We start from the raw sequence: 23812 nt of genomic DNA, 5'->3' as shown, positions 1-23812 counted from the left end.
TTTGCAAGTGTTTTCATACTGACAGAGAACGACTTTAGATACTATCCCCATTCTCTTTAATGAGCGCTTGATACCAATAGTAAGAATCCTTGGGTATTCGCTTGAGACTTCCTTCCATACTTTCGTCCTGATCCACGTAGACAAAGCCATAGCGCTTCTGATAACCGTTCAACCAACTGAGTAAGTCAGTGTAAGACCATGTATGATAGCCAATCACTTGAACACCATCGGTTAAGGCTTCTTTTATAGCTTTAACATGACTTTCCAGATATCTAATGCGGTAATCATCGTGAATTTGCCCTGCCTCAAGCTTGTCATACTCTCCTAGACCATTTTCGGTAATCATCACAGGTATGCGGTAGCGACTGGTAATTCGACGTAAGGCGATACGCAATCCCATTGGATCAATTTCCCAATCCCAGTTTGTACGTTCAACAGCAGGATTAGTTACACGTTTGTACAAGCCCGGAATGCCTTGGTCGCCTCCTGAGCCCTTAACTCCGGTAGTATTCATTTTACCAAGTGTGACTCCACCTTCGCGCGGATTCCAAGCATTGGCAGCAGTTTGATAATAATTAATCCCTAAAAAGTCTGGTCGGGCTGATTTTAAGAGTTCAAAATCACCCTCTTCGGTTTCAAACATCAGATCATTTTCTTTAAGATAATTCAAAGCCACAATAGGATATTCGCCATAGCAATAGACATCCATCCAAAAATGAGCAAACATTTCCTCTGCGTTTTCAGCTGCCAAGACATTAAGGGGATTGGAATTGATCGCGTAGTTTGGTGTATAAGCAAAGGAAGGACCGATTTGACCGGGCATATCCATTTCATGAAAAGCATTGATTACAGCTGCATTAGCCAAATTTGCATGGTGATTGACTTGATAAAACAGCTTCATATCGACTTTTCCTGGTGGATGTGTTGCCAATATCCAACCATGTTGTGTAAAGATGTTTTGTTCATTCAAGGATACCCAATACTTCACTTTTCCTTTAAAAGCTGTAAATAGTGTTTGCGCATAATGCACAAAATCCTCAATAATCTGGCGACTTTCCCAACCTTGATATTCTTCTTCAAGAGCTTGCGGTAAATCCCAATGATAGAGCGTAACTACAGGTTCGATATGATTAGCAATCAATTCATCAACCAAATCCATATAAAATTGTAAGCCTTGTTGATTAATTTCGCCCCGACCTTCAGGAAAAATACGTGTCCAAGCAATCGAAAAACGATAGGATTTTAATCCCATTTCAGCCATAAGTGCTACATCTTCTTTGTAGCGATGGTAGTGATCAACAGCAATGTCTCCTGTTGTCTCCTTAAAAGTTTTTCCTGGTATGCGGACAAAATTATCCCAAACTGATGGACCTTTTCCGTCTTCGTCATGCGCACCTTCAACCTGATAAGCTGCCGAAGCCGAGCCCCATAAAAAGTTATCGGGGAAAGCTTTTAGTTTTGTATGTTCCATTATAATTTTTCTCCATTTGAGGCTATAACTTGACTGTACCACTCAAAGGAATCTTTCTTCGAGCGTTCCAAGCTGCCATTTCCTTCATTGTCTTTATCTACATAGATAAAACCATAGCGTTTTTTCATCTCCCCAGTTCCTGCAGAAACAAGATCAATAAAGCCCCATGGTGTATAACCCATTAAGTCTACCCCATCGTATTCGACAGCATCTTTCATTGCTTCAATATGTGCTTTTAGATATTCCACACGGTATGGATCATGAATGCTACCATCTTCTTCTACTTTATCCACAGCACCAAAACCATTTTCTACAATAAAGAGTGGTTTTTCATAACGCTCATTGAACCAATTCATGCTATAACGCAGACCTAATGGATCAATTTGCCAACCCCATTCTGATGCTTCGACATATTGATTTTTTACCAAATCTCGGTTTTCGATGTAATCAAAAGTTGGCGCTCCCAGATGCTCTTGATTCTCCATTTTTTCAGCTGTACTTGGCATATAATTTAGCTTAAGACTTGGATCAATCTTTTCAGCCTGATCTTTAATAGCAAAACTCATATAATAACTAAAGCCGATATAATCTACTTCACCTTTGGATAAATCTTCAATATCTTCAGGAGTAATGTCCAAATCAAAGGCTTTACGTTCAAAATATTTGAGCATATAGCTTGGATAGTGACCACGCGCATGGACATCGGTAAACCATAAACGCCGTTGCATGGCAACCTGTGCTGCCATCATATCTTCGGGTTTACATGTTGCAGGATAAATAGGACACATCGCAATCATGCAACCAATTTGGAAATCAGGGTTAATCTTATGTCCTAGATCTACAACTTTAGCAGAAGCCACTAATTCATAGTGGGCTGCTTGGTACATAATCTTTTCACGGTTCTCGCCTTCCACGAACTTCAAACCAGAGTTAGTGAAGGGTGCAAAATCCAGATCAAAATTTGCTTGATTATTTATCTCGTTAAATGTCATCCAGTATTTAACTTTATCTTTATAGCGGGTCATTACTACTTCAGCAAATCTTACAAAAAAGTCAATCAAGCGGCGATTACGCCAGCCACCATACTCGGTAACCAAGTGATAAGGCATTTCAAAGTGGGAAAGCGTGATGACTGGCTCAATACCGTTTTTCAAACATTCATCAAACAAATCATCGTAAAATTGAAGACCTTCTTCATTAGGCTCACTTTCATCTCCATTTGGAAAAATACGTGTCCAAGCAATGGATGTACGGAAACAGTTCACACCTAACTCTGCAAAAAGTCTGACATCATCTTTATAGCGATGGTAGAAGTCAATGGCTTCATGGTTAGGATAATTTTCACCAGGTAAGACACCATCTGTAATTCGGCGCTCAACACCATTTGCTCCAGCAGTCATAACGTCAGCCACAGAAACCCCTTTGCCTCCTGCATTCCAGCCGCCTTCAAGTTGATGAGCAGCAACTGCACCGCCCCATAGGAAATCTTTTCTTAAAGTCATTTTTCTTCTCTCTTTCCTCTAATTCTGTTGATTTAACTTTAAATCTTTTACAAGGTTTGAACTTGCGTATACTTCAGTTCTTAACATCCTCCCCTTTTTTAGACGCTCAGTTCCCCTCTATAAATGTAAACTCTCCCAGCTCTTGATGAGTTTACATTTATAGAAGAGAGATTAAGTCAATGCTTAATCTCATCTCACAGTTATGCTTGTTCAGCTTGCTCTGCTTCATATGCTTCTTTTTCTTGTTGTACAAGAATCGCATCATATTTTTTAGCAAATGGCCAGTATATGGCACCTGTCACAAAAATCATCAAGGCTTGCCATGCTGCACCTTGCCAACCTCCGACAATCAAACCTGAAAGGATTGGCGGTGTTGTCCATGGGACGAAGATACCATTAAACGGTGGGATAATTCCCAGCGCAATAGCTGCATAAGTTCCAAATCCTGAAACGAGAGGAGCAATCAAGAATGGGAAAGCCAAGATTGGGTTTAAGACAATCGGCATACCAAAGAGTACAGGCTCATTGATATTGAAGAAGGCTGGTGCTAATGTTAATTTACCAATGGTTTTCATTTGAACAGAACGCGCACGGTAAATCATAAAGATAACGAAACCGAAAGTCATTCCTGAACCTGTAACCGTAATAAACTGATCCATAAAGGCTTGCGTAACAATATGTGCCCCATGATCAAGTGATAAGTTACCCTCTTGGAACAATTTGAGGTTATCGGCATTGTTAGCCAAGAGCAACGGTGTCATGATACCGCCAATAACTGTGGCACCATGTACCCCAAACCACCAGATAAATACAGGTAAGAATGCAATTAAGAAGACACCAAGTGGGCCGTCTGTAGCATGTTGCAAAGGTGTTTGAATTAAAGTATAAATCCATTCAATCGGTGTTTGATCCGTTGTCAATACAGATAGGGCATAGATAAGCATTGCTACAAAAGTAATAACGAAAGCTGGCACTAGAGCACCAAAGGAATCTGATACATTTGCAGGCACTTGTTCAGGAAGTTTGATACGGATATCTTTTTTCATGAACCATGAGTAAGACCAACCGACCAATAAACCAGCAAGCATAGCAAGAATCATTCCTTTCCCACCAAGCCAAGCTGCATCGATAACACCACTTACTTGATACTCTCCCACGACAGCAGAACCATCAGCAATTTTAGTCACTGTTGAAATAGTGCTTGGTTGAAGCATAACCATGACAATAATAGAAGTCAAACCAGCAGAGGCGCCTTCATAGCCTTCGCTCTTCACCCAAGAATAAGCAATACCAAAAGCTGCAAAGAGGGCCATAATACCAAATGAAGCAGCATAGGCTTGATTAAAAATAGGGGCCCAACCAATTTGTGCAATCCAGTCCGCAACATTTTGTTGAGGGAAGTTTGCTAAGATGAGGAAGATTGCTCCAATAATAATGAAAGGTATTGGATACAACATACCGTTTTTAATTGCTGTAACGGCTTTTGTGTTCAAAAATTTCATCATCGGAGGCATTAATTTCTCGTTGATAAATTTATTCATATTTTTACTCCAAAAATTTTATTTTTAATTCATTAGGGCATCTGCAGCTGCAACTACATTTTTGCCATTCATCATGCCATAGTCTTGCATCTTAATCACATCACAAGGAACTCCTGCAGCATTCGCTTTCTTAGTAACTTCTGCTTTCATATAAGAAACTTGAGGACCTAATAAGAGCACATCTGGTTTGTTCGAACCAGAGCCTGCTAACATATTATCGATCTCTGCTACTGACTTAGCAAAAATTTCATAATCTTTTCCAGCTTCTTTTGCTGCTTGTTGCATCTTCGTTACCAGCAATGATGTTGACATACCTGCTGCACATGCCAGTGCAATAACCTTTTCTGCCATTTTTTTCTCCTTATTCTTTTGAGCTCAAGAATATTATAGCGTTTTCTGAAAAGGCTTTCAAACGATAATATGAAACACCTTTCCTGTATTGAAACAAAGAGAAAATGGTTTAAATTAAGGATTTGTGGCTTAATTTTTTGCAATAAATACAAAAAAACTTGCAAAAATTGCAAGTTTTTTAAAACATGTTTCGCATTTTGGAACAAATCGAACACTATTCCTCTAAAAAATGGAGCGTTTTATGAGCCAGAACTTCAAGAACTGCAACAACAGGAAGTTGTGTCGTTAAATTTCCTAGCGGATAAAGTTTAGACCATTCCGGCGTGAGATTGTAAAAGAGTTGCAAGTCAGCCAGCCGGCCAACTGTACTGTCTTCATTATTTGTCAATGAAATAATTTGTGCGCCTTCTTGTTTGAATTCCAACTCCTTATTAATGATTTGAATCGTTTCTCCTGAGGCCGATAAAATCAATGCAATGACATTACCTGTGCCATTGATTTGGATAGCTTGGAAAGGATCATTAATAACAAAGGCACGTAAACCTGCATTCACAAAGTATTTACATGCATAATCAGCTAAAGAACCTGAGTTCCCAATTCCCATAAAAACGGTATAATCTGCTTTAGCAATCATCTTGGCAGCTTCAGTCAGTCGCTTTTGATAACTTTCAGAATTCATACGGCGTAAAAACATATCAAATTCTAGCATATTGTCATAATGCTGCTCTTCCGCCGTTTTAGGTTTGCTTTGATTTTTTAGAAAAAATTTTAATTCTGCCCAACCATTAAAGCCCAACTTTGTACTCATTCTTACGATTGTTGTAGTAGAAACATGAAGCTGGCTAGCTAAGCTCCGAATCGTTGCTTTTTGAACCTTATCTGGAGATTTGATGATAAAATCAAGGACCAAGGTTTCGAGCTCATTAAGCTTGCTTATTTGTTCAGGTTGAAACATAAAAACTCCTTTATCTAGCTTAAAATAGTGTATATTTGATCAAATAGTAACCCAGAGCTAAACACTCTCTAGCGTAATTGCTCATAGTCTGCCAAGCAGGGGTTTTACTTTCCGCTGCATAACCTTGCACATTTTTATAGCCTAATTTGGAAGCCAAATAAAGGCTACGATAAAGATGAAAGTCGCTCGTCACAAGTAGTGTCTTCCCTTGCACATACTTTTGAGAAAGCGCGAAATTCTCGACAGTATTTCGCGCTTTCTTTTCTTCAATGATTCGGCTAGAGTTTAAACCATGTGCTTTGAGGTATGTGGCCATTCCCTCAGCTTCAGATACAGGAGAAGCGGAACTTCGATAACCTGTGACAATAACTCTAGCTTGAGGATTGCTCTTAGCAAGTGTTAAAGCAGTATCAAGACGGCTCTTCGTAGTAGATGCAGGCTGACCATCTGGCTCAATCTTACTGCCTAAAACTAGTATCGTCTTAAAATCTTGTGCTGTATCTCCTTGATGAGCGACATCACTCCGTATCAAAAAGAAACAGAAAAGGCCATAGGCCGTTCCCAAAGCAAAGATTAACCCTAAAACTCGAAAGAATTTTTTCATTAGAATTTTTGTTTGCGGGCTTCACGTTGCTTACGTGCATTTTTATTGTGCTCTGCACGACGTTTTTTCGTATTTTCTTCTTCAATCGCCCATTTCAAGGCACGTTTATAGCCTGGTTTGACTTTTTTCTTACTCTTAGCCAACTGACCACGCATTTTGTTAGACAACTCTCCAGTCTTGGCTGTACGTTTTTCACGGCGATCACGATCATAAGAATCAACAATCTCACCATTTTTCACAGCTTTAGGTTGGAATGTTACACCCATTTTTTCAATTTCACGAATGGCTGAATCATCAGAAGGACTGTAAAGTGTAATCGCCGTTCCCGACAAACCATTACGTCCTGAGCGTCCTACACGGTGTACAAAGAAGGAAAGATCACGAGGAAGTTCATCATTGATAACATGACTTACACCTTCGATATCAATCCCACGTGCTGCAATATCCGTTGCTACAACAAACTGATAATCTAAGTTCTTGATGCTTGCCATGATACGTTTCCGTTCACGTGGTGGGATATCACCATGAATTTTCGCTGCTTTGACACCATTGTTGACTAAGAAATGATGAATATCATCAACGCGTCCCTTTGTATTGGCAAAAATCATTGCCATATAAGGATTGGTTGCCTTCGAAAGTTGCAGTAAAATTTGGTTATGTGATGCGCCTTTAGTTGAGATCAGCCAGTTTTCAATCGTGTCTGAAATCACAGTCTTATTCGCAATTTTTTCCATGACAGGATTATTCAAATATTTTTTAAGGAAAGGCTGTAACTTTTGTGGAATAGTTGCAGAGAAGACCAACATCTGTACTTTTTTACCAAAGCTGGCTGCAATTTTATCCACATCTGTCAAGAAGCCCATATCCAAAGTCATGTCCGCTTCATCTACAACAAAAATGGATGCCGTATGAATAATCAAAGCTCCCGATTTAAGTAAATCTTGGATACGCCCTGGTGTCCCAATCACGATATGAGGTTGTGAAGACTCAAGTTTCTTAATTTGACGCGCTTTATCTGTTCCACCCACATAGTTGACCACGCGGATTGCATCATTAAATTTAACAAATTCTTGAGCTGCATGATAAATCTGTGTGGCAAGCTCACGAGATGGTGCAGTGATTACGGCTTGGACTTCATCAAGCTCTGTGTTCAATTGTTGGAAAATAGGGAGCAAGAAAGTATGTGTCTTTCCTGAACCTGTTTTTGATTCCCCTACCAAATCACGGCCTGATAATACGACAGGAATCAGTTTTTCCTGAACGGGGGTTGGCGAAACGAACTTGATTGCCTCAAGCGTTTCATTGATATAATTCTTAAAGTTAAATTCTGTAAATTTCATAGCTCCTATTATAGCATGAATAGTGCATTTATAAAACAGGGTTCGCCTTTTTAATTCCAATTCTTATTGAAAAAAGCAGAAAAGCAAAAAAAGCACCTCCAAGGTGCTCTTTTTTTATGTTATTTAGCTTTAGCGTAAAGTTCGTTTACTTTATCCCAGTTAATCAAGCTAAAGAAAGCTTCGATGTAATCTGGACGAACATTGCGATATTTCAAATAATAAGCATGTTCCCAAACGTCAAGACCAAGTACTGGAATTTGTCCATCAGAAATTGGGTTATCTTGGTTGGCTGTAGAAACAACTTTAAGTTTACCGTAATCGAGAACTAACCAAGCCCAACCTGAACCAAAACGTCCTGTAGCAGCTGCTTTAAACTCAGCTTTGAAGTCGTCAAATGAACCAAAAGCTTCATCGATGGCTGCAGCGATGTCACCTGTTGGTGCACCACCTGCGTTTGGAGCAAGCCATTCCCAGAACATTGTGTGGTTCAAATGTCCGCCACCGTTGTTACGTACCGCAACGCGGATATCTTCTGGCAAACGGTCCAAATAAGCCACTAATTCTTCAACAGTTTTATCAAAGAATTCTGGGTGTTTTTCAATCGCTGCATTAAGATTATTTACATAGGTTTGGTGATGTTTATCATGGTGCAAATGCATTGTTTCTTCATCAAAGAAAGGTTCCAAAGCGTCGTATGCATAAGGTAATTCTGGAAGTGTATAAGCCATAGTATTCTCCTTAAATTTTAATATACTATTATTATAAAGAAATAAGAACCGTTTACAAAATTATCTGCTTATCTTTTCGTTCTTCACGAAAATACTTCAAATCTCGGTCATAGATAAATTCAACCCCTGTTAAATCATCATACTCCCGTGCACCAACCAAAGTATAGAGCTTTGTTAAATCATCTTTCCAGTGGCTAAACATTTCATCCAAGGCTTGAGGTCCTTGGGTATGTAGGATGGATAAAACATGCCCCGCCGAGCTGGCTAAAGGCGCACCCAAAAGTTGAGCATGCAAGATATCTGTAGCTGATGCAATACCTCCCGTAGCAATCAGAGGTTTAGTATTTTGCGCCAATTGAGCTTCAATGAGGCTCTCGGGTCCTGTAAAGCCATAATCATTTAAGTTTAAGGTGCTGTGCCCCCGTCCACTCTCAATCCATGCAAAATTTGTGCCACCTTTACCGCCAACATTAATGCCAGCGATGGCTGTTTGGCTAAGCTGTTTAAACATTTTTTGACTCATACCAAAGCCGACTTCTTTGACTACAACAGGAACATCTAAATTTTCAGCGATACGATTAATATTTTCAAGCCAGTAAAAAGAACGATCCCCTTCACTATCCTTCATGACCAACTCTTGTCCGGTATTAATATGAATTTCTAAAGCATCAGCAGAGAGCATTTCGACAGCCTTTTGTGCATTTTCTAAAGAGTGACCTGCTCCCATATTTGCAAAAATGAAACCCTTTGGATTATGTTGACGCACTTGACGGAAACCTTCCGCCAATTCGGGATATTTCAAAGCAATCGACTGCGAGCCGACGGCCATTGCTATATGATGGTGGGCCGCAATCTCCGCTAACTCTAAATTAACCTTATCACCTTTTTTAGATCCCCCAGTCATCGCTTCTATGTAAAAAGGAAAATCAAACTTATGTTCCAAAAGAGTAACCGATAAGTCAACTTCTTGTGTAGAAATTTCTGGCAAGCCATTGGGAACAACCCGTAATGCAGCAGAAAACTCTGAGCGATTTCGGCCTTCGCGCCAGTACTTTAAGCCAAGTGATAAGTGTTCATCCTTCCGATGTCCGTGGATTTCTTTACTCATTTTGTTTTCCTATTCTTATTTTCTCAAGCTTCATTCCTTCTGCTTCAAGAGCGCTCCTTAACTCGACTATCTTGTCTTCACGCTCTGCAAAAAGAATAATATTTTCACCAAACCCCGCACCTGAAATCTTTCCAGCAAATTCGGGTTGGCTATTCACAATATTCAGAGCTAAAGCCAGTTGATCAGTCATATAGCCTTTTGCTTGGTGCTCAATAAGTAAAAGTTGATTTTCGAGGAGTTTCTCTTTAAAAAGAGCGAAATCCTGCATATCAATAGCTGTACTTATTTCAATAACAAGTTCATCACTTTTAACATAAAATGCCTCAGAAAGTTGATGTTTCAATTTTTCTACTGTCTTCGCAGATTGAGCAGTTTGGACAACATAAGGCTGCCAAGGAATCGTTAGCGGAAGGACTCGCTGATGATTTTCATAGAAAATACTGCCACCATACATAATTGCAGCAACATCGCCACGAGAACCGCTCCCTTGCACATCATAATGTGCTTGGGCCGCAATTTCAAAGCGTTTTTTCAAGGGAAGATTGAGCTGAAAAAAAAGATTGAGTGCATTCACAACGCCGACAACGACACAAGCTGATGAGCCATAACCCTTCTTGTTTTCGCCAAAACCCAGTCCACTCTTGATTTCCAAGTGAAATTCCCGGGTCAATTCAACTTCTTTACTCATATACTTGATAGCCGTCATGACAAAATTCCAAGGCCCGCTCTGCTCAGGTTTAATTTCCTTTACTGAGAAGGCATGAGCAGGCATTGCCACATTCGTTTCTAAAAGACTGTGGCCCTCTACTTCTGAAATAACCACTTGGAAATCACTCTCAAGACTCGTTACCAGAGCTAAACCTCCTAGACGAGTAACCGCATATTCTCCTGCAATAAAAAGTTTTGCAGGAACATCTATTTTATAAGTACTCAAGTCCGCCCCCCGCATGTGCAATATCAAAATTAATATTTGGAAAATTTTCCCGTAGTTTTGTTAGAAGTACTTTCTCTGTCGCTCTGTCTGTAATAATTTTAACGTTTGGCCCAGCATCGATGGTAACAAAAGCCAAGAGTCCTGCTTTATAGCATTCTTGCGTAAAGGCAATAATCCGTTGAGTATCTTCAGTAAAGTAATCAAAAGGTTCCACACAGAGGCGATTCTGTTCATGCATACCCAAAGCATTATTTTCTGCGAGTAAACCAATCTTTTCAATATCTGCCTGACGAATCGCACTTTTCATTTCTTCAAGCTGACGTGCTGACTTTTCTACCCAAGCGCTGTAGGTCGGAGCAGTTTGAGCAAGTTGCATCCCCCGTGTTGAAGACATTTTCTTTTGGGCACTTGATATTTCAGCAACAATCATGGACAAGTGGATATCCTCATCATAAAAGCTCTCAGCATAAGAGGAAACGTCGTCTTCACCCTTGTTCCAAACAGCAAAGTTACCAAAGACTGAACGCGAAGCTGAACCAGAGCCACGCCGTGCAATTCTTGACATTTCTGTCAAATCGGCTGGTAATTCGAGGAGTCCAAACATGGCACCTGTCAATGCGGCAAAGCTTGAGGCTGAGGAAGCCAGTCCGGCAGCAGTTGGCACATGATTTTCAGAAGTGACTAAAACACCTGGAAAAGAACCATGCTTTGCACGAAGCATTTCTAAAAATTGATGCACACGAGTAGTATCGGTGTTCACCCCATTTAAAATCAGTTGATCCTGGTCAGTAAAAGCAACAGATGTCGTTGTATAAAATTGATCCAAAGTCATTGATAAGGAGCTTGTCGTAGGAATATTCAGCGCCACATCCGCCTTCCCCCAATATTTAATCAAGGCAATATTCGTATGTGCTCTAACAGTAAATTCATTCATTTATATTTTTTCCTCTTGTCGATTAATCTCTCCTATTATAACAAAGGTGGCGTAATTTAGCCATTTGTCGTTTTTGAAATTTATTCCTCCATATCGTTAAGGTCTCACAAAAAACCACCTGAAAAGGTGGTTACTTTTATACATATTTCCTGAAAGAAGAAAAGAGAAGCTCCATACACTACTTACTTCACAACGGTAACATTGCAAGGTGCATGGTTTACAACATAGGCTGTTGTAGAACCCAAAGTCATACGCTCAAAGTAATTAGAACCTGTGGCTCCCATCACGATGAGATCACACTTCTGCTCCGTTGCAAATTCAACAATTTGCTTCTTAGGAATACCTACTACCACAAAGGTTTGAACTTTGACATTGTCTTTTACAATAGTTACTGCTTCTTGCAAGATCATCTCGGAAGCTTTTGTATAATTGTGCTTAAGAATCGGCAGGGCATGACCATATAATTTTCCGTCATCTTGGACCGTTAGGACCGAAAGTTCTATATCGTTTAAACGAGCGATTTCCATTGCCTCTCGGAGTGCTTTGTATGAGTTGTCTGAACCGTCAATGGGAACCAAAATATTTTTGTAATTCATCAAGATTTCTCCTTCCTTGCCTATATTATAATGCTTTCTAATAATAAATAAAAGCAGCATGCATTAAAAATAAGCAGTCAAAGATGACTTCGTAAAACAAAAAACCTTAAGTGGCTTATACACTTAAGGTTTCCTTATACTTCATTTTTAAACAGAGTAAATCCAGGTATTCTTGGCGCCATTTTTCAAAAGCTTTTGACTAATGCGAATCGCATCTTTTTCATTAGCTGCTAGAGCGACCATTACCCCACCTAGACCTGAGCCTGTAAGCTTGGCTCCCAGAGCACCATTTCTCAGCGCTGTGTCCACTAAGGTATCTAAGCGTGGGTGTGAAACTCCAAGTGAAGAAAGATTTTCATGCGCTTGGTTCATCACTTGCCCCAAATCTTTTAATTTATTTGTCATGAGAAAATCTTTTGAAGCTTTTGAGAGTTGACCTAACTTTTCAATATGGCCTTGTGCTTTGGCCTTATTCTCTGATAATTTTTCCCTGACTATGCTAATCGCTTGACTAGTAAAGCCGTGTACACCTGAATCTCCAATAACCAGATAACCAGATAGATTGATATCAAAAGATTCGGCAGTTTGACCTTTAATAAACCAAAGCGGTAACTCCGAATTAACGGTTGCGACATCAATTCCTGATGAGCGACCATGCGTGATATTCTCCGAGAAGTTAGCAAAAGATAAGAGCATTTCATCTGTTAGCTCTGCATCAAAAAAATCATAAAAGGCACGTGTGATTGCTGTTGCTAGAGCTGCTGATGCTCCCAATCCCCGTCCCAAAGGAATATTCGAATCAATTTCCAGAGAAAATGGAAGTTTTACGGAATGGAATTTTTCTAAAAGACGTAGGATGAGTTGGCGTACCCCCTCAAATTCGTCTCCTAACACATCCAATCTGCGCCGTGATTCATTATTTTCAATATATTGTCCGTATTTGATAGAAGAAATTGTAACGGTTGTCTTCAGAATAGTAACAGGTAACGCAATTGCAGGCTGCCCATAAACAACCGAATGCTCTCCAATCAAAATTAATTTGGAATGAGCGGTTCCTGTGCCCATTTTATTTGTAGTCATAACTATAAATTCTCCATTAAAGTACGCAAAGGTACTTGACAATTTTATAAAATTTGAGAGTGAAAATCAAGTAGCAATTCTTTTTTTGCCCATAATATCTAGATAAATAGGATAAATCTGTCCTTTCTCTTCTGGTATTGTGTCAAAAAAGTTATAATAAAAACATGGACAATTTACGCAAAGCAATTGAAAAAATGGATATTGTCACTGTCGATGCTGCAGTTAAATATAGTGGGTTAAGCAGAAAAGTGATACTTGATTTTATCCATGAAAATCCTCATCTAAGAATCTTTGATGAACAAGAGCAACATTGGGTTAATGAAATGTTGATGGACATTGTTAAATACAAATAAAAAGTGCTTCTAGCACTTTTTATTTGTATTGCTCCATTCCGGGTACCTGATCTCCCCCAAAATATTTTTGAGAAAGTTCTTTCAAATATCCATCTTCAGCCATTTTTTTAATCTCTTGATTAAGATCTTTTTGAAGTTGTGTTTGACTATTGTCAAGGATATAGTAAGTATAGGTCTTGAATTCAGGATATTTTTCAAGATCTGTAGGTACTGTATCAGATACACCTGTTACAGCATGTTCTTTAACAAGATTTTCCGCAGCAGATTTTGAAGCAAAGATAAAGTCCATTTGTCCATCAGAAAGAGCTTGTAAACGTTCTGCCAACCCGCGTTTTGAATAATCTACGGTAATTTTTTTATCAGGATGTGCACTATTCCACTGATCCATAATGTCACCATAGTTGGTCCCTGTTGGAATCTCGGTTTTCTTCCCTACAAGCTCTTCAATGGTTGTGATTTTATCTTTATCATTAGAGAAAATCGCATTAATGCCTTGCGTTGTGGGGAAACTAAAGAGATACTTTTCCTCACGCGCCTTTGTTTTACCATAAATATTCACACCGATATCTGCACGTCCTGCATCTAGAGCTGCAAGAATAGCACTGTCATCGTATGTTTTAAAGTCAAATTTATATTGAGGCAAATTTTCATCTGCTTTTTTGAGAATATCATATTCATAACCTGTCAGCTGCCCATCCTTCGTATACTCGTAAGGATTTGATGATCCAGAGATTGCCACATTGACTGTGGTCGTTTTTTCTTGACCGGCGGTTGTACTTTTATTCGAATTCGAGCACGCTGCTAGTAGAGTAACACCAGCTACACTCAAAGCCAATAAGGTTATAACTTTATTTCTTTTCATTATATCTCCACTTCCTTTTTACTTACGTTTTGATTTTAACATAAACTAAACAATTTCCTTTTTTCTACGCTTATAAATAAGTGCTATATTGATAATATAAAAAAAACAACCTAAGTTGCTCTTTCTATTTTATAAATCATGATACTGTGCATAAAGATCCTGCCGCACCAGCTCACGCTCTTTCGCCACTTGCTTGATGGCTACGTTAGGCTTTATTCCCGATGCAACCAGAAGTTGAACAGCTTCTAATGCTGTAGTCTCATCCTCTGCATTATCCTCAACTTCTCCATTGAAGCCAGCAACGATAATCAAACATTCTCCCTTAATCGGTTGCTCTTTTAAAGAAAGTAAAACTTCTGAAATTTTACCTCGACGATATTCTTCATAAATTTTGGTTAATTCGCGTATTAAGGTAACGTCTCGATCCCCATAGATCTGAGCCATATTTTCTAAAGTTTCTGCTACACGATAAGGAGACTCATAAAAAATCTGCGTTTCAGGATAGGTCATTTTAGTTTCCAAAAACTTCTTCTGTTCACCTTTTTTACGAGGTAAAAAGCCGTAAAAAATATGAGGCTGAGGGACTAATCCAGAAGCGATAAGACCTGTTATTCCAGCTGAAGCGCCTGGTAAGGCTACTACATCGATATTTCGCTTAATGGCTTCCACAACTAAATCATGACCTGGATCAGAAATTGAAGGCATACCTGCATCTGAGACTTGTGCTAACGATTTTCCTGCCATAAGAAAATCTAAAAGCTTCGGAATTTTATCAAAGGAGTTATGCTCATGAAAAGACTCTTGAGCCACCTTGATTTCAAAATGATTAAGTAATTTTTGAGTGTTGCGTGTATCTTCACTTGCTACCAAATCCACGGTTCTTAGGGTTTCCAAAGCACGTAGTGTCATATCCTGCATGTTGCCGATAGGTGTTGGCACTAAGTAAAGCTTACCTGCGCTTTTTTCACCTTTAAAGCTTCGTTGTATATTCATCATCTGTACAAAAGCTCCAAGCAGTCCAAGCAATTTTCACCATCTTGCAAACGCTCTGCATAATGTAAATGACACACATGAAAGCCTTCATTAAAAATTTGAATCAGATTTGGATTAGGTTCATCTTTTGACTTTGAGCTAGCTTTTTCTTCTTTTTTCTCAATATGCGCCAAACGTTCGCGTAATTTTTCATTTTCCATGCGAATCGTTGCATTTTCTTTTAAGGATTCATCCAGTGCATCACGCACCGTTGAAATTTGGCCCAGTGTATAAGCCAAACTTTCCTCCAACAGCCCCAGTTGCACATAAATCTCATTTTTATCGATCATTATTTCCCCCATAACTTACCTCTATGTCAATTCTTCTTAAAGATTTACCTCTGAAATATCAAACTCTTTTATTGTATGCTCTAAGCGAAGCTTAATTTTGTTATTCAAAATGTTAAGTCCAATAACTTTCCCCTCACCATCTGCAGTCGTAATATGTTCACCAAAATCAGGAAAATTTTTACGTGCTTCCCTATAAAACTCATCTTCATAAGACAAACAGCACATTAAACGACCACAAAGACCATTCAGTTTGCTTTGTTTTAAAGAGAGCGACTGATTTTTTGCCATCTTAATAGAGACATTCGGAAATTCGTAAATAAACTCCGAACAACAAAGCGGTCGTCCACAAGGACCAACACCGCCATACATTTTTGCTGCATCACGCGCTCCAATCTGACGAAGCTCAATTCGCGTACGAAAAGTCGCAGCTAATTCTTTAAGTAAAGCTCGAAAATCCACTCTATTTTCCGATGTAAAGGACACAAAAAGCTGACTTTGGTTTAAATTATAAGCTGCATTTGTAACCTTCATGTCAATCCCACAATCTGCAACAATTTGGCGAATCTTCGTGCAGGCTTGTTGCGAGAGCTGCTCTGTCGTATAAATCAACTCTTCATCTGCTTCTGTTGCTGCACGAACAATTTCTCCGGATGTATCAACATTTTTATCTTGTGGGAGTTGCTTCATTACTCGACCATAAGTCTTGCCTTTTTCGTTTTGAATAATGACTTGCGTTCTTGGTGCAAATGTTTCATGACCACTTACAAAGGTATTTTGTTCTCCATGTGTAAACTCTACTTCGTAAATCATATTATCTTCTTCCTATTTCAGCACTATATATTCCAAACAAGATCCAAAGCGCACATTACTTTTCCACATTTTTTCTGCTTGAAAGGTTTTTTGAACCCATTTGGACATCTTTTCTTGATTAAAAAGCTCCAAGAGCAGAGAAAATACTAAAGTTTGTTTCTCCTTATCCTCAATATTTTCTGCAACATTTGTTAGATAAAGAAATGCTTCCCGTCGATCCGTCTTAACTAATTTCAGCAATTGTTGGAGTTTCTTCAATGTATCATTAAACCAAGTGGCTCCACTTAAATCCTGGGCTTCTTCTACCGAGTTACAAACCCGACTCAGTAATTCTGCCTGTGTTTTTAAGACACCATTTTGTTCCAACGTTTCTTGCATGTAGGCACTATTTTTGGGGAAGCTAAAAACTTGTGTCCGTGATTTAATGGTGGGTAACATGAGATTATCATTTTCTGTGATCAAAAAAACATGTGTTGCATTATCAGGTTCTTCAATGGACTTAAGTAAAGCATTTGCCGCATTGCTGTGCATTTTTTCAGCTTCAGTGATAATGACCACTTTCTGAGCGCCTTCAAATCCTGACTGACTAAAAACTTCCGACAAATCCCGAATTTGTCCTGTTTTTATAGTTTGACCTTCCGGACGAATAATGTGTAAATCGCTAAATTCATCCCTAGCAACTAAACGACAGTGACGACAGTTCTCACAAGGTAAATTGTCCTGTAAATTTTCACAAAAAATAGCCTGACTCAGCCAAATAGCCATATCCAAACTACCAAAACCCCCACTAAAGAGATAAGCATGGCTCAGTTTATTCACACGTAAGATATGCTTAAAGCGTTCAAAAAGTGCTGGTTGAATATCTGCAATTTTCATGAAAACTCCTTAGTTTGAAATTTTATTACAAACAAAATTTCTTTTTGATGACTGTTAACGTGTCTGCAACAACTTTGTCAAGTTCTTGACTGGCATCAATCGTGACAAAGCGCTCAGGCTCATTCTTAACAATTTCTAAGTAACCTTGTCTGACTTTACGATGCATCTCAGCACGTTCGAGATCAAGTCTATTGACTTCATCTGCTCTATTTTTCATAATTCGTTCAAGTGCAACATCTGTATCAATATCGAAATATAATGTCAAATCCGGTTTAAGACCATCTGTTGCAAATTCATTAAGCCAGTTTACAGGTTCAACACCAAGTTCACGTCCGTAACCTTGATAAGCAACCGATGAATCAATAAAACGGTCAACAATTACCATCTCGCCTGCAGCTAGCGCTGGAAGCATTTTTGTTTGCATGTGTAGACGACGTGCCGCAGCAAACAGCATCAGCTCTGTCTTACTGTCAATTTCTGTATTTTCTGTACTTAAAATTATATTTCGAATCTCTTCTGCCACACGTACACCTCCAGGTTCACGTGTCGGAAGGACTTTATAAGACGATTTTTCTAGTTCGGGAAGAATATTTTGTAAAACGGTTGTTTTACCGGCCCCATCTGGCCCTTCCAAACTAATTAATATTCCATTCATATCTTATATTATAGCAAAAATAAAAAGAAAAAATATGGGAAAAATGTTCTTTTATAAATATTGTTTACTATATAAGTTTCTTATTTTACAAATGATTTCACTTTTGTAAAAATTCTATATTATGGAAGGCTTTACCTTGCTATACTACTGTAATAATTGTATAATGAGAAAAGCAATTAATATTATATACATCTAAGCGAAAGGATTATCATGAAAAAAATTCTTGTTGTTGACGACGAAAAACCAATTTCAGATATTGTAAAATTTAATCTCGTCAAAGAAGGGTATGAAGTAGTCACTGCTTTTGATGGTGAAGAAGCTCTTGAACTCTTTGAATCAGAAAAACCCGATCTTATCTATCTTGATTTGATGCTTCCAAAAATTGATGGCCTTGAAGTTACACGTCAAATCCGTAAAACTTCTGAAGTCCCTATTTTGATGGTTTCTGCTAAAGATACAGAGTTTGATAAAGTTATCGGCCTTGAACTTGGTGCAGATGATTACATCACAAAACCATTTTCAAACCGTGAACTACTTGCTCGTATTAAATCAAACCTACGCCGCATGACAAACGTTCCTGTTGAACAACCAAAAGATTCTAAAAAAGAATTGGTAATTGGTAACTTACGTATCAACCCAACACATTATGCCGCATATAAAAATGAAACACAGCTTGACTTGACACACCGCGAATTTGAATTACTCTATTATCTTGCACAACATCTCGGTGAAGTTATCACACGTGAAACTTTGCTTGAAACTGTTTGGGGCTACGATTACTTCGGTGATGTTCGTACTGTTGACGTAACTGTTCGTCGCCTTCGCGAAAAAGTTGAAGATACTCCAAGCCGTCCTCAATACGTATCTACACGTCGTGGCGTTGGATACTATATGAGCGAACCTCATGAATAAATTTTTTAATTCAATAGTACTTAAAGGAGTAGTGATTCATCTACTTCTTTTTGGCATTTTTGAGATAGTAAATAGTCCATACTTCCTCACACACACTACTGCACTCTTACAGTTTTTCATCTTTTATCTGGTCACCTTAAGTCTTCTTATTTGGTATCTCAGTCGCTTGGCGCAAACGGCAAATAAAATATCTCATCAAGTGGATAATTTTTTGCATGATAACTATGAAAATCGCCAAATTTCTAAAGAAAATAATGAGCTCTCAGTAGCTTACAATAAATTGTTATTACTTGGACATGAAATCGAAGATCGGCAAGAACATTTAGAGAATCAGCGCAACCAACTGGAGAGTATTTTAACCTACCTTGCCGATGGTGTCATCACTACAGATAGGCATGGTAAGATTAATCTTGCTAATCACGCAGCACTGACTCTTCTTGATCAGTCAAACGAGTTAATCATTGGTAAAGATTTGATTGATATTCTAAATATCTCCGACAAATATTCTTTTCATGATTTACTACAAAAAGAGCCCGAACTCACACTCAATGCCATCAATTGTGAAGGTGCAGCTGTTATCCTCCGCGTAAACTTTATGCTCTTCCGTAGCGAATCAGGGTACATTTCTGGGATTATTGCTGTTCTTCAGGATACAACGGAACAAGAAAAAACAGAAAGAGATCGCCGACTTTTTGTGTCCAATGTCTCGCATGAGTTGCGCACCCCTTTGACTTCTGTCAAAGCTTACTTAGAAGCGCTCAATGATGGGGCCCTAGCTGATCCCGAGGTTGCTAGTCACTTCGTGGATGTTTCCCTTAACGAAACAGACCGAATGATTCGGATGATTGGGGAGCTTTTAGAACTCTCTCGTATGGACCAAGATAAAGTTAAACTTCATACTGAAATTATCAACTATGTCGATTTTATCAACTATATCCTGGATCGTTTTGATCAAATTATCGAAAAAAATTACAATAACTTTAAGATTATTCGTCAAATACCTCAACAAGAGATTTGGCTTGAAATCGATACCGATAAGCTTTCGCAGGTTATTGACAATATCATCAATAATGCCTTTAAGTATTCTCCAAAAGGCGGAACAATTACCGTAAGCGTCTGGTGTGAAAGCAACAAAGCATTTACTTCTATTGCCGACCAAGGTATGGGAATCCCAAAACCTGCTTTAGCCAAAGTTTTTGACCGTTTTTATCGTGTCGACAATGCTTCAAGAAATAGCCAAATCGGTGGTACAGGCTTAGGCTTATCTATTGCCTATGATATTATGAAACTCCACAAAGGTGATATAGTAGTCACTTCTGATGGTAAAACTGGTTCAACTTTCACCCTGTCTTTCCCTTACAGTGATGAAATTAATCAAGAAAATAACGACTGGGAGGATTTTGCTGAATGAGCACTGAATCAGCATTTAAATATTCAATTTTAGCATCAGGAAGTACTGGAAATTCTTTTTACTTGGAAACACCTGAAAAGAAAATTCTGGTAGATGCTGGATTATCTGGAAAAAAAATCGAGAGTTTATTAGGAGAGATTGACCGAGACATCAAAGATGTCGATGCACTCCTGATTACTCATGAGCATAGCGACCATATCAAAGGAATTGGTGTTCTTGCCCGAAAACACGGTATTCAGCTTTACGCCAATGAATTAACCTGGCAAGAACTGGAAAGTAAAAACTCACTAGGAAAAATTGCGAGTGAGCAAAAACATGTCTTTGAAATGGGCAAAACTAAAACTTTTGGCGATATCGATGTCGAAAGTTTTGGTGTGAGTCATGATGCTATCGCGCCCCAATTTTATCGTTTTATGAAAGATAATAAATCCTTCGTATTACTTACAGATACAGGTTATGTAAGTGACCGTATGCGTGGTACAATCGAAAATGCCGACGGCTATCTTATGGAAAGTAATCACGATATTGAGATCCTCCGCATGGGGGGCTACCCTTGGAAAACAAAACAACGTATTCTCAGCGACCAAGGCCATTTATCTAACGAAGATGGTGCCGAAGCTGCTTTTAATGTTTTAGGAAATAAAACAAAACGCATCTTCCTCGGTCACCTTAGCCTGAATAACAATATTCAAGAGCTTGCACATATGACCATGGACGGTTTTCTAGCGCAACATGATGTTGATACCAAACGTGACGTTCATATTATTGACACTAGCCATGAGCATGCAAGTAAACTCTATGATATTTAGACAGTATTTATAGCAATAAAAAAAGACACGAATTCGTGTCTTTTTATTGTTACATCATACCACCCATCATTGATGGATCCATAGCTGGAGCTGCTGGTGCAGCTGGTTCTGGTTTATCAGCAACGACTGCTTCAGTCGTCAAGATAAGTCCTGCTACTGAGGCCGCATTTTGGAGGGCTGAACGTGTTACTTTAGCCGGATCCACAATACCTGTCTCAATCATTTCAACCCATTCACCAGTTGCGGCATTGAAACCAATACCTTTTTCTGCTGATTTAAGTTTATCAATAATGATTGAACCTTCGTAACCTGCATTAGCCGCGATTTGTCGTACTGGTTCTTCTAATGCGCGACGTACAATTGTGATACCTGTTTGCACGTCCCCTTCTTCTTCAAGACTGTCAAGGGCAGAGATAACTGTAACAAGGGCAGTACCTCCACCAGCAACGATACCTTCTTCGACGGCTGCGCGTGTTGCATTAAGTGCGTCTTCAATCAAAAGTTTTTGCGCTTTAAGTTCAGTTTCTGTAGCGGCACCGACTTTAATCACAGCGACTCCACCAGAAAGTTTAGCTAAACGTTCTTGAAGTTTTTCACGATCAAATTCTGAAGTAGTTTGTTCAACTTGAGCTTTAATTGTTGCTACACGAGTAGCAATAGCATCTGCTGAACCAGCACCTTCAACGATTGTCGTATGTTCTTTATCAACAGTTACTTTATTGGCTTGACCAAGTGCATCTAAGCTTGCATCTTTAAGTTCTAAACCAAGCTCTTCCGTAATTACTGTACCGCCTGTGAGGATTGCTAAGTCTTCAAGTTGGGCCTTGCGGCGGTCGCCAAAGCCTGGAGCCTTAACCGCTACAACATTGAAAGTACCACGGATTTTGTTCAACACGAGGGTTGGTAATGCCTCACCATCAACATCATCTGCCACAATAAGTAAAGGACGATTTGTTTTCAAAATTTGTTCAAGTAATGGTAAGATTTCTTGAATATTTGAAATCTTCTTATCTGTGATCAAGATATATGGGTTATCAAGGTTGGCCACCATTTTTTCATTGTCTGTCACCATATATTGTGACAAGTAACCACGGTCAAACTGCATACCTTCTACAACTTCAAGTTCAGTTTGCATACCTTTTGATTCTTCAATAGTAATAACACCATCGTTACCAACTTTTTCCATGGCATTTGAGATATACTCTCCAACCTTTTCTGAACGAGAAGAAACAGAGGCAACTTGTGCAATAGCTTCTTTACCAGATACTGGAATAGATAATTCCTTGAGTGCTTTTACTGCTGTTTCAGTTGCCAACTCAATACCACGACGAATGCCCACTGGATTAGCTCCAGCAGTTACGTTCTTCAAACCTTCACGAACAATCGCTTGTGTTAAAACAGTCGCTGTTGTAGTACCATCACCCGCAACATCATTTGTTTTTGAGGCCACTTCACTGACTAATTTTGCCCCCATATTTTCAAAGTGATCTTCTAATTCAATTTCTTTTGCGATGGTTACACCATCATTCGTGATAAGTGGACTACCATATGATTTTTCCAGAACAACATTGCGACCTTTAGGACCAAGTGTTGTTTTTACTGTATCTGCTAAAATATCAATACCACGAACCATTGCTGAACGAGCATCTGATGAAAATTTAATATCTTTTGCCATTTTTTTATTATCTCCTGTCTTTATTTTCCTTAAACAATCGCAAGAATTTCAGATTCTTTGATAATCAAGAAATCTTCGCCTTCAAATTTTACATTTGTACCGGCAAACTTTTCAAAGAGAACTGCATCACCAACTTGCACTGTTGGTGTAATAACTGTACCATGAGGAGTTGTTTTACCTGGGCCTACTGCCACAACTTCTGCAACTTGTGGTTTCTCTTGTGCTGCTGAGGCCAAGACGATCCCACCTAAAGATTTTTCTTCTTCCTCTTTTATACGCAATACAACGCGATCCGCTAAGGGTTTCAACATGTTATTCCTCCATTTTATGTTATTTTAGCACTCTTTAAGTTGGAGTGCTAATTTATATATCTTATTTTACCGCGAAGGTCAAAATTAGTCAAGAAAAAAACTTCTTTTTTTATTTTTTTAAATCGTTTTCTTATGAAGCCTGAGTTTCTTCAAGGCCCACTCGTAATGTGAAGCCAATGATGACTGAAAATACTGCGCTAAAGATGTTGTCCCAGTCCAAGGATAAAATTGCTTCGTATAAAGCTCTTCATCTGAAAAATGTTGCAATAACTGGATAGTTCTTAGGTGGCTTGTAGCAAGTTTTTCCTTTATTTCTTCATAAGGAGTAGCTTGATGCTTTTCCCAGATTTCTTGATTCATTGTCGCATAGTTTTTCCAAGTATAGGGTGTGGGTAAAAAGCTTTGAAAGTTTCCTGAAACATTACTTTTTACAAAATTTTGTAAAAGTACTTGCCACTCATAAAGATGGGCATACACATCACGGATATTCTTATCTCGCCCCCAATGTGCCTCTTTTCCCTTCTCTTGGCCAAAGGCAAAAGTTGCCGTTTGTGCTTCTAAAGGTAGTGTGTCAACCAAATGACACAGCTTTTTCCAGTTTTCTTCTGAAAAGGAAATCAACTCTTTTTTCGTTTTTGCCTTTACCATTTTTCCCTCCTCACTTTCCTGTTC

The 23812-nt window shown here is 38.8% G+C and carries 26 protein-coding genes; 4 read left to right on the top strand and 22 right to left on the bottom strand.

The genetic code is table 11. The annotated features are described in order from the left end of the window. Window positions 1–34 precede the first annotated feature (34 nt). The 13 genes from lgb_RS01510 to mvk form a co-directional block, all read right to left on the bottom strand. Complete coding sequence (locus tag lgb_RS01510) at window positions 35–1471, bottom strand: glycoside hydrolase family 1 protein (RefSeq protein ID WP_019293870.1); 1437 nt, start codon at window positions 1469–1471, stop codon at window positions 35–37. Continuing rightward, window positions 1471–2973, bottom strand: a complete 1503-nt coding sequence (locus tag lgb_RS01505) for a 6-phospho-beta-glucosidase (protein WP_019293869.1) — start codon at window positions 2971–2973, stop codon at window positions 1471–1473. Before lgb_RS01505 ends, lgb_RS01510 begins: the two co-directional genes overlap by 1 nt. 200 nt (window positions 2974–3173) lie before the next feature. Continuing rightward, window positions 3174–4514 carry a PTS sugar transporter subunit IIC gene (locus lgb_RS01500; protein ID WP_019291333.1) on the bottom strand — a complete coding sequence of 447 codons (1341 nt, stop codon included), beginning with the start codon at window positions 4512–4514 and terminating at the stop codon, window positions 3174–3176. 24 nt (window positions 4515–4538) lie between these two features. Next, on the bottom strand, window positions 4539–4865 hold the full coding sequence (locus lgb_RS01495; RefSeq protein ID WP_019291334.1) for a PTS sugar transporter subunit IIB: 327 nt from the start codon (window positions 4863–4865) through the stop codon (window positions 4539–4541). Between the two features lie 214 nt (window positions 4866–5079). Beyond that, window positions 5080–5820 (bottom strand): MurR/RpiR family transcriptional regulator, encoded by a 741-nt coding sequence (locus lgb_RS01490; RefSeq protein ID WP_019291335.1) that lies wholly within the window; start codon window positions 5818–5820, stop codon window positions 5080–5082. Between the two features lie 19 nt (window positions 5821–5839). Beyond that, window positions 5840–6424, bottom strand: a complete 585-nt coding sequence (locus lgb_RS01485; RefSeq protein WP_019293868.1) for a YdcF family protein — start codon at window positions 6422–6424, stop codon at window positions 5840–5842. Next, window positions 6424–7764, bottom strand: coding sequence for a DEAD/DEAH box helicase (locus lgb_RS01480; RefSeq protein WP_019291337.1), 1341 nt, complete (start codon window positions 7762–7764; stop codon window positions 6424–6426). Before lgb_RS01480 ends, lgb_RS01485 begins: the two co-directional genes overlap by 1 nt. Window positions 7765–7883: 119 nt before the next feature. Further along, window positions 7884–8492, bottom strand: coding sequence for a superoxide dismutase (locus lgb_RS01475; RefSeq protein WP_017369434.1), 609 nt, complete (start codon window positions 8490–8492; stop codon window positions 7884–7886). A gap of 52 nt (window positions 8493–8544) precedes the next feature. Further along, entirely contained in the window at window positions 8545–9600 is a 1056-nt protein-coding gene (fni, locus tag lgb_RS01470; protein WP_019293867.1) for a type 2 isopentenyl-diphosphate Delta-isomerase, read from the bottom strand. Further along, window positions 9593–10534 (bottom strand): mevalonate kinase family protein, encoded by a 942-nt coding sequence (locus lgb_RS01465; RefSeq protein WP_019291340.1) that lies wholly within the window; start codon window positions 10532–10534, stop codon window positions 9593–9595. The genes fni and lgb_RS01465 overlap by 8 nt, the downstream gene beginning before the upstream one ends. Next, window positions 10521–11468: a diphosphomevalonate decarboxylase gene (gene mvaD, locus lgb_RS01460; RefSeq protein WP_019293866.1), complete on the bottom strand. Its 948-nt coding sequence runs from the start codon at window positions 11466–11468 to the stop codon at window positions 10521–10523. The genes lgb_RS01465 and mvaD overlap by 14 nt, the downstream gene beginning before the upstream one ends. A 182-nt stretch (window positions 11469–11650) precedes the next feature. Next, window positions 11651–12064, bottom strand: coding sequence for a universal stress protein (locus lgb_RS01455; protein WP_019291343.1), 414 nt, complete (start codon window positions 12062–12064; stop codon window positions 11651–11653). A 147-nt stretch (window positions 12065–12211) separates the two neighbouring features. Beyond that, window positions 12212–13144: a mevalonate kinase gene (gene mvk / locus lgb_RS01450; protein WP_019291344.1), complete on the bottom strand. Its 933-nt coding sequence runs from the start codon at window positions 13142–13144 to the stop codon at window positions 12212–12214. A 164-nt stretch (window positions 13145–13308) separates the two neighbouring features. Between mvk and lgb_RS01445 the strand changes: the two genes are divergently transcribed. Next, on the top strand, window positions 13309–13497 hold the full coding sequence (locus lgb_RS01445; protein ID WP_172796624.1) for a hypothetical protein: 189 nt from the start codon (window positions 13309–13311) through the stop codon (window positions 13495–13497). A 19-nt stretch (window positions 13498–13516) separates the two neighbouring features. On the opposite strand, the gene lgb_RS01440 is transcribed toward lgb_RS01445, so the two are convergent. From lgb_RS01440 to tmk, 6 genes are all read right to left on the bottom strand, one after another. Next, the gene (locus lgb_RS01440; RefSeq protein WP_249663231.1) at window positions 13517–14359 is read right to left on the bottom strand and encodes a transporter substrate-binding domain-containing protein; all 843 of its coding nucleotides are present in this window, start codon (window positions 14357–14359) and stop codon (window positions 13517–13519) included. A gap of 129 nt (window positions 14360–14488) precedes the next feature. Next, on the bottom strand, window positions 14489–15352 hold the full coding sequence (gene rsmI / locus lgb_RS01435; RefSeq protein WP_029345808.1) for a 16S rRNA (cytidine(1402)-2'-O)-methyltransferase: 864 nt from the start codon (window positions 15350–15352) through the stop codon (window positions 14489–14491). Further along, window positions 15352–15693, bottom strand: coding sequence for a DNA replication initiation control protein YabA (locus lgb_RS01430; protein WP_019293863.1), 342 nt, complete (start codon window positions 15691–15693; stop codon window positions 15352–15354). Before lgb_RS01430 ends, rsmI begins: the two co-directional genes overlap by 1 nt. Before the next feature lie 24 nt (window positions 15694–15717). Further along, on the bottom strand, window positions 15718–16491 hold the full coding sequence (ricT, locus tag lgb_RS01425; protein WP_064305280.1) for a PSP1 domain-containing protein: 774 nt from the start codon (window positions 16489–16491) through the stop codon (window positions 15718–15720). Between the two features lie 12 nt (window positions 16492–16503). Beyond that, complete coding sequence (locus lgb_RS01420; protein ID WP_019293862.1) at window positions 16504–17367, bottom strand: DNA polymerase III subunit delta'; 864 nt, start codon at window positions 17365–17367, stop codon at window positions 16504–16506. Between the two features lie 25 nt (window positions 17368–17392). Further along, the gene (tmk, locus tag lgb_RS01415; protein ID WP_019293861.1) at window positions 17393–18022 is read right to left on the bottom strand and encodes a dTMP kinase; all 630 of its coding nucleotides are present in this window, start codon (window positions 18020–18022) and stop codon (window positions 17393–17395) included. A gap of 210 nt (window positions 18023–18232) precedes the next feature. Between tmk and yycF the strand changes: the two genes are divergently transcribed. From yycF to lgb_RS01400, 3 genes are read left to right on the top strand one after another with little or no spacing between them, the layout of a single operon-like run. Continuing rightward, on the top strand, window positions 18233–18934 hold the full coding sequence (gene yycF, locus lgb_RS01410; RefSeq protein ID WP_003133894.1) for a response regulator YycF: 702 nt from the start codon (window positions 18233–18235) through the stop codon (window positions 18932–18934). Continuing rightward, window positions 18927–20345: an ATP-binding protein gene (locus tag lgb_RS01405; protein ID WP_242810645.1), complete on the top strand. Its 1419-nt coding sequence runs from the start codon at window positions 18927–18929 to the stop codon at window positions 20343–20345. Before yycF ends, lgb_RS01405 begins: the two co-directional genes overlap by 8 nt. Further along, a complete protein-coding gene (locus tag lgb_RS01400) occupies window positions 20342–21154 on the top strand; it encodes an MBL fold metallo-hydrolase (RefSeq protein WP_019293859.1) in 813 nt (270 codons plus the stop codon). The genes lgb_RS01405 and lgb_RS01400 overlap by 4 nt, the downstream gene beginning before the upstream one ends. A gap of 49 nt (window positions 21155–21203) precedes the next feature. On the opposite strand, the gene groL is transcribed toward lgb_RS01400, so the two are convergent. The 3 genes from groL to lgb_RS01385 form a co-directional block, all read right to left on the bottom strand. Beyond that, window positions 21204–22829, bottom strand: coding sequence for a chaperonin GroEL (gene groL, locus lgb_RS01395; protein ID WP_003133890.1), 1626 nt, complete (start codon window positions 22827–22829; stop codon window positions 21204–21206). A 29-nt stretch (window positions 22830–22858) separates the two neighbouring features. Then, entirely contained in the window at window positions 22859–23140 is a 282-nt protein-coding gene (gene groES, locus lgb_RS01390) for a co-chaperone GroES (RefSeq protein WP_019291353.1), read from the bottom strand. 117 nt (window positions 23141–23257) lie between these two features. Next, window positions 23258–23788: a ClbS/DfsB family four-helix bundle protein gene (locus tag lgb_RS01385; RefSeq protein WP_019293858.1), complete on the bottom strand. Its 531-nt coding sequence runs from the start codon at window positions 23786–23788 to the stop codon at window positions 23258–23260. Window positions 23789–23812 lie beyond the last annotated feature (24 nt).

Source organism: Lactococcus petauri (assembly GCF_023499275.1).
GTDB classification, from domain to species: Bacteria; Bacillota; Bacilli; order Lactobacillales; family Streptococcaceae; genus Lactococcus; species Lactococcus petauri.
Note: the sequence above shows the minus strand (reverse complement) of the source record. Positions and strands in the feature narration are given on the sequence as shown.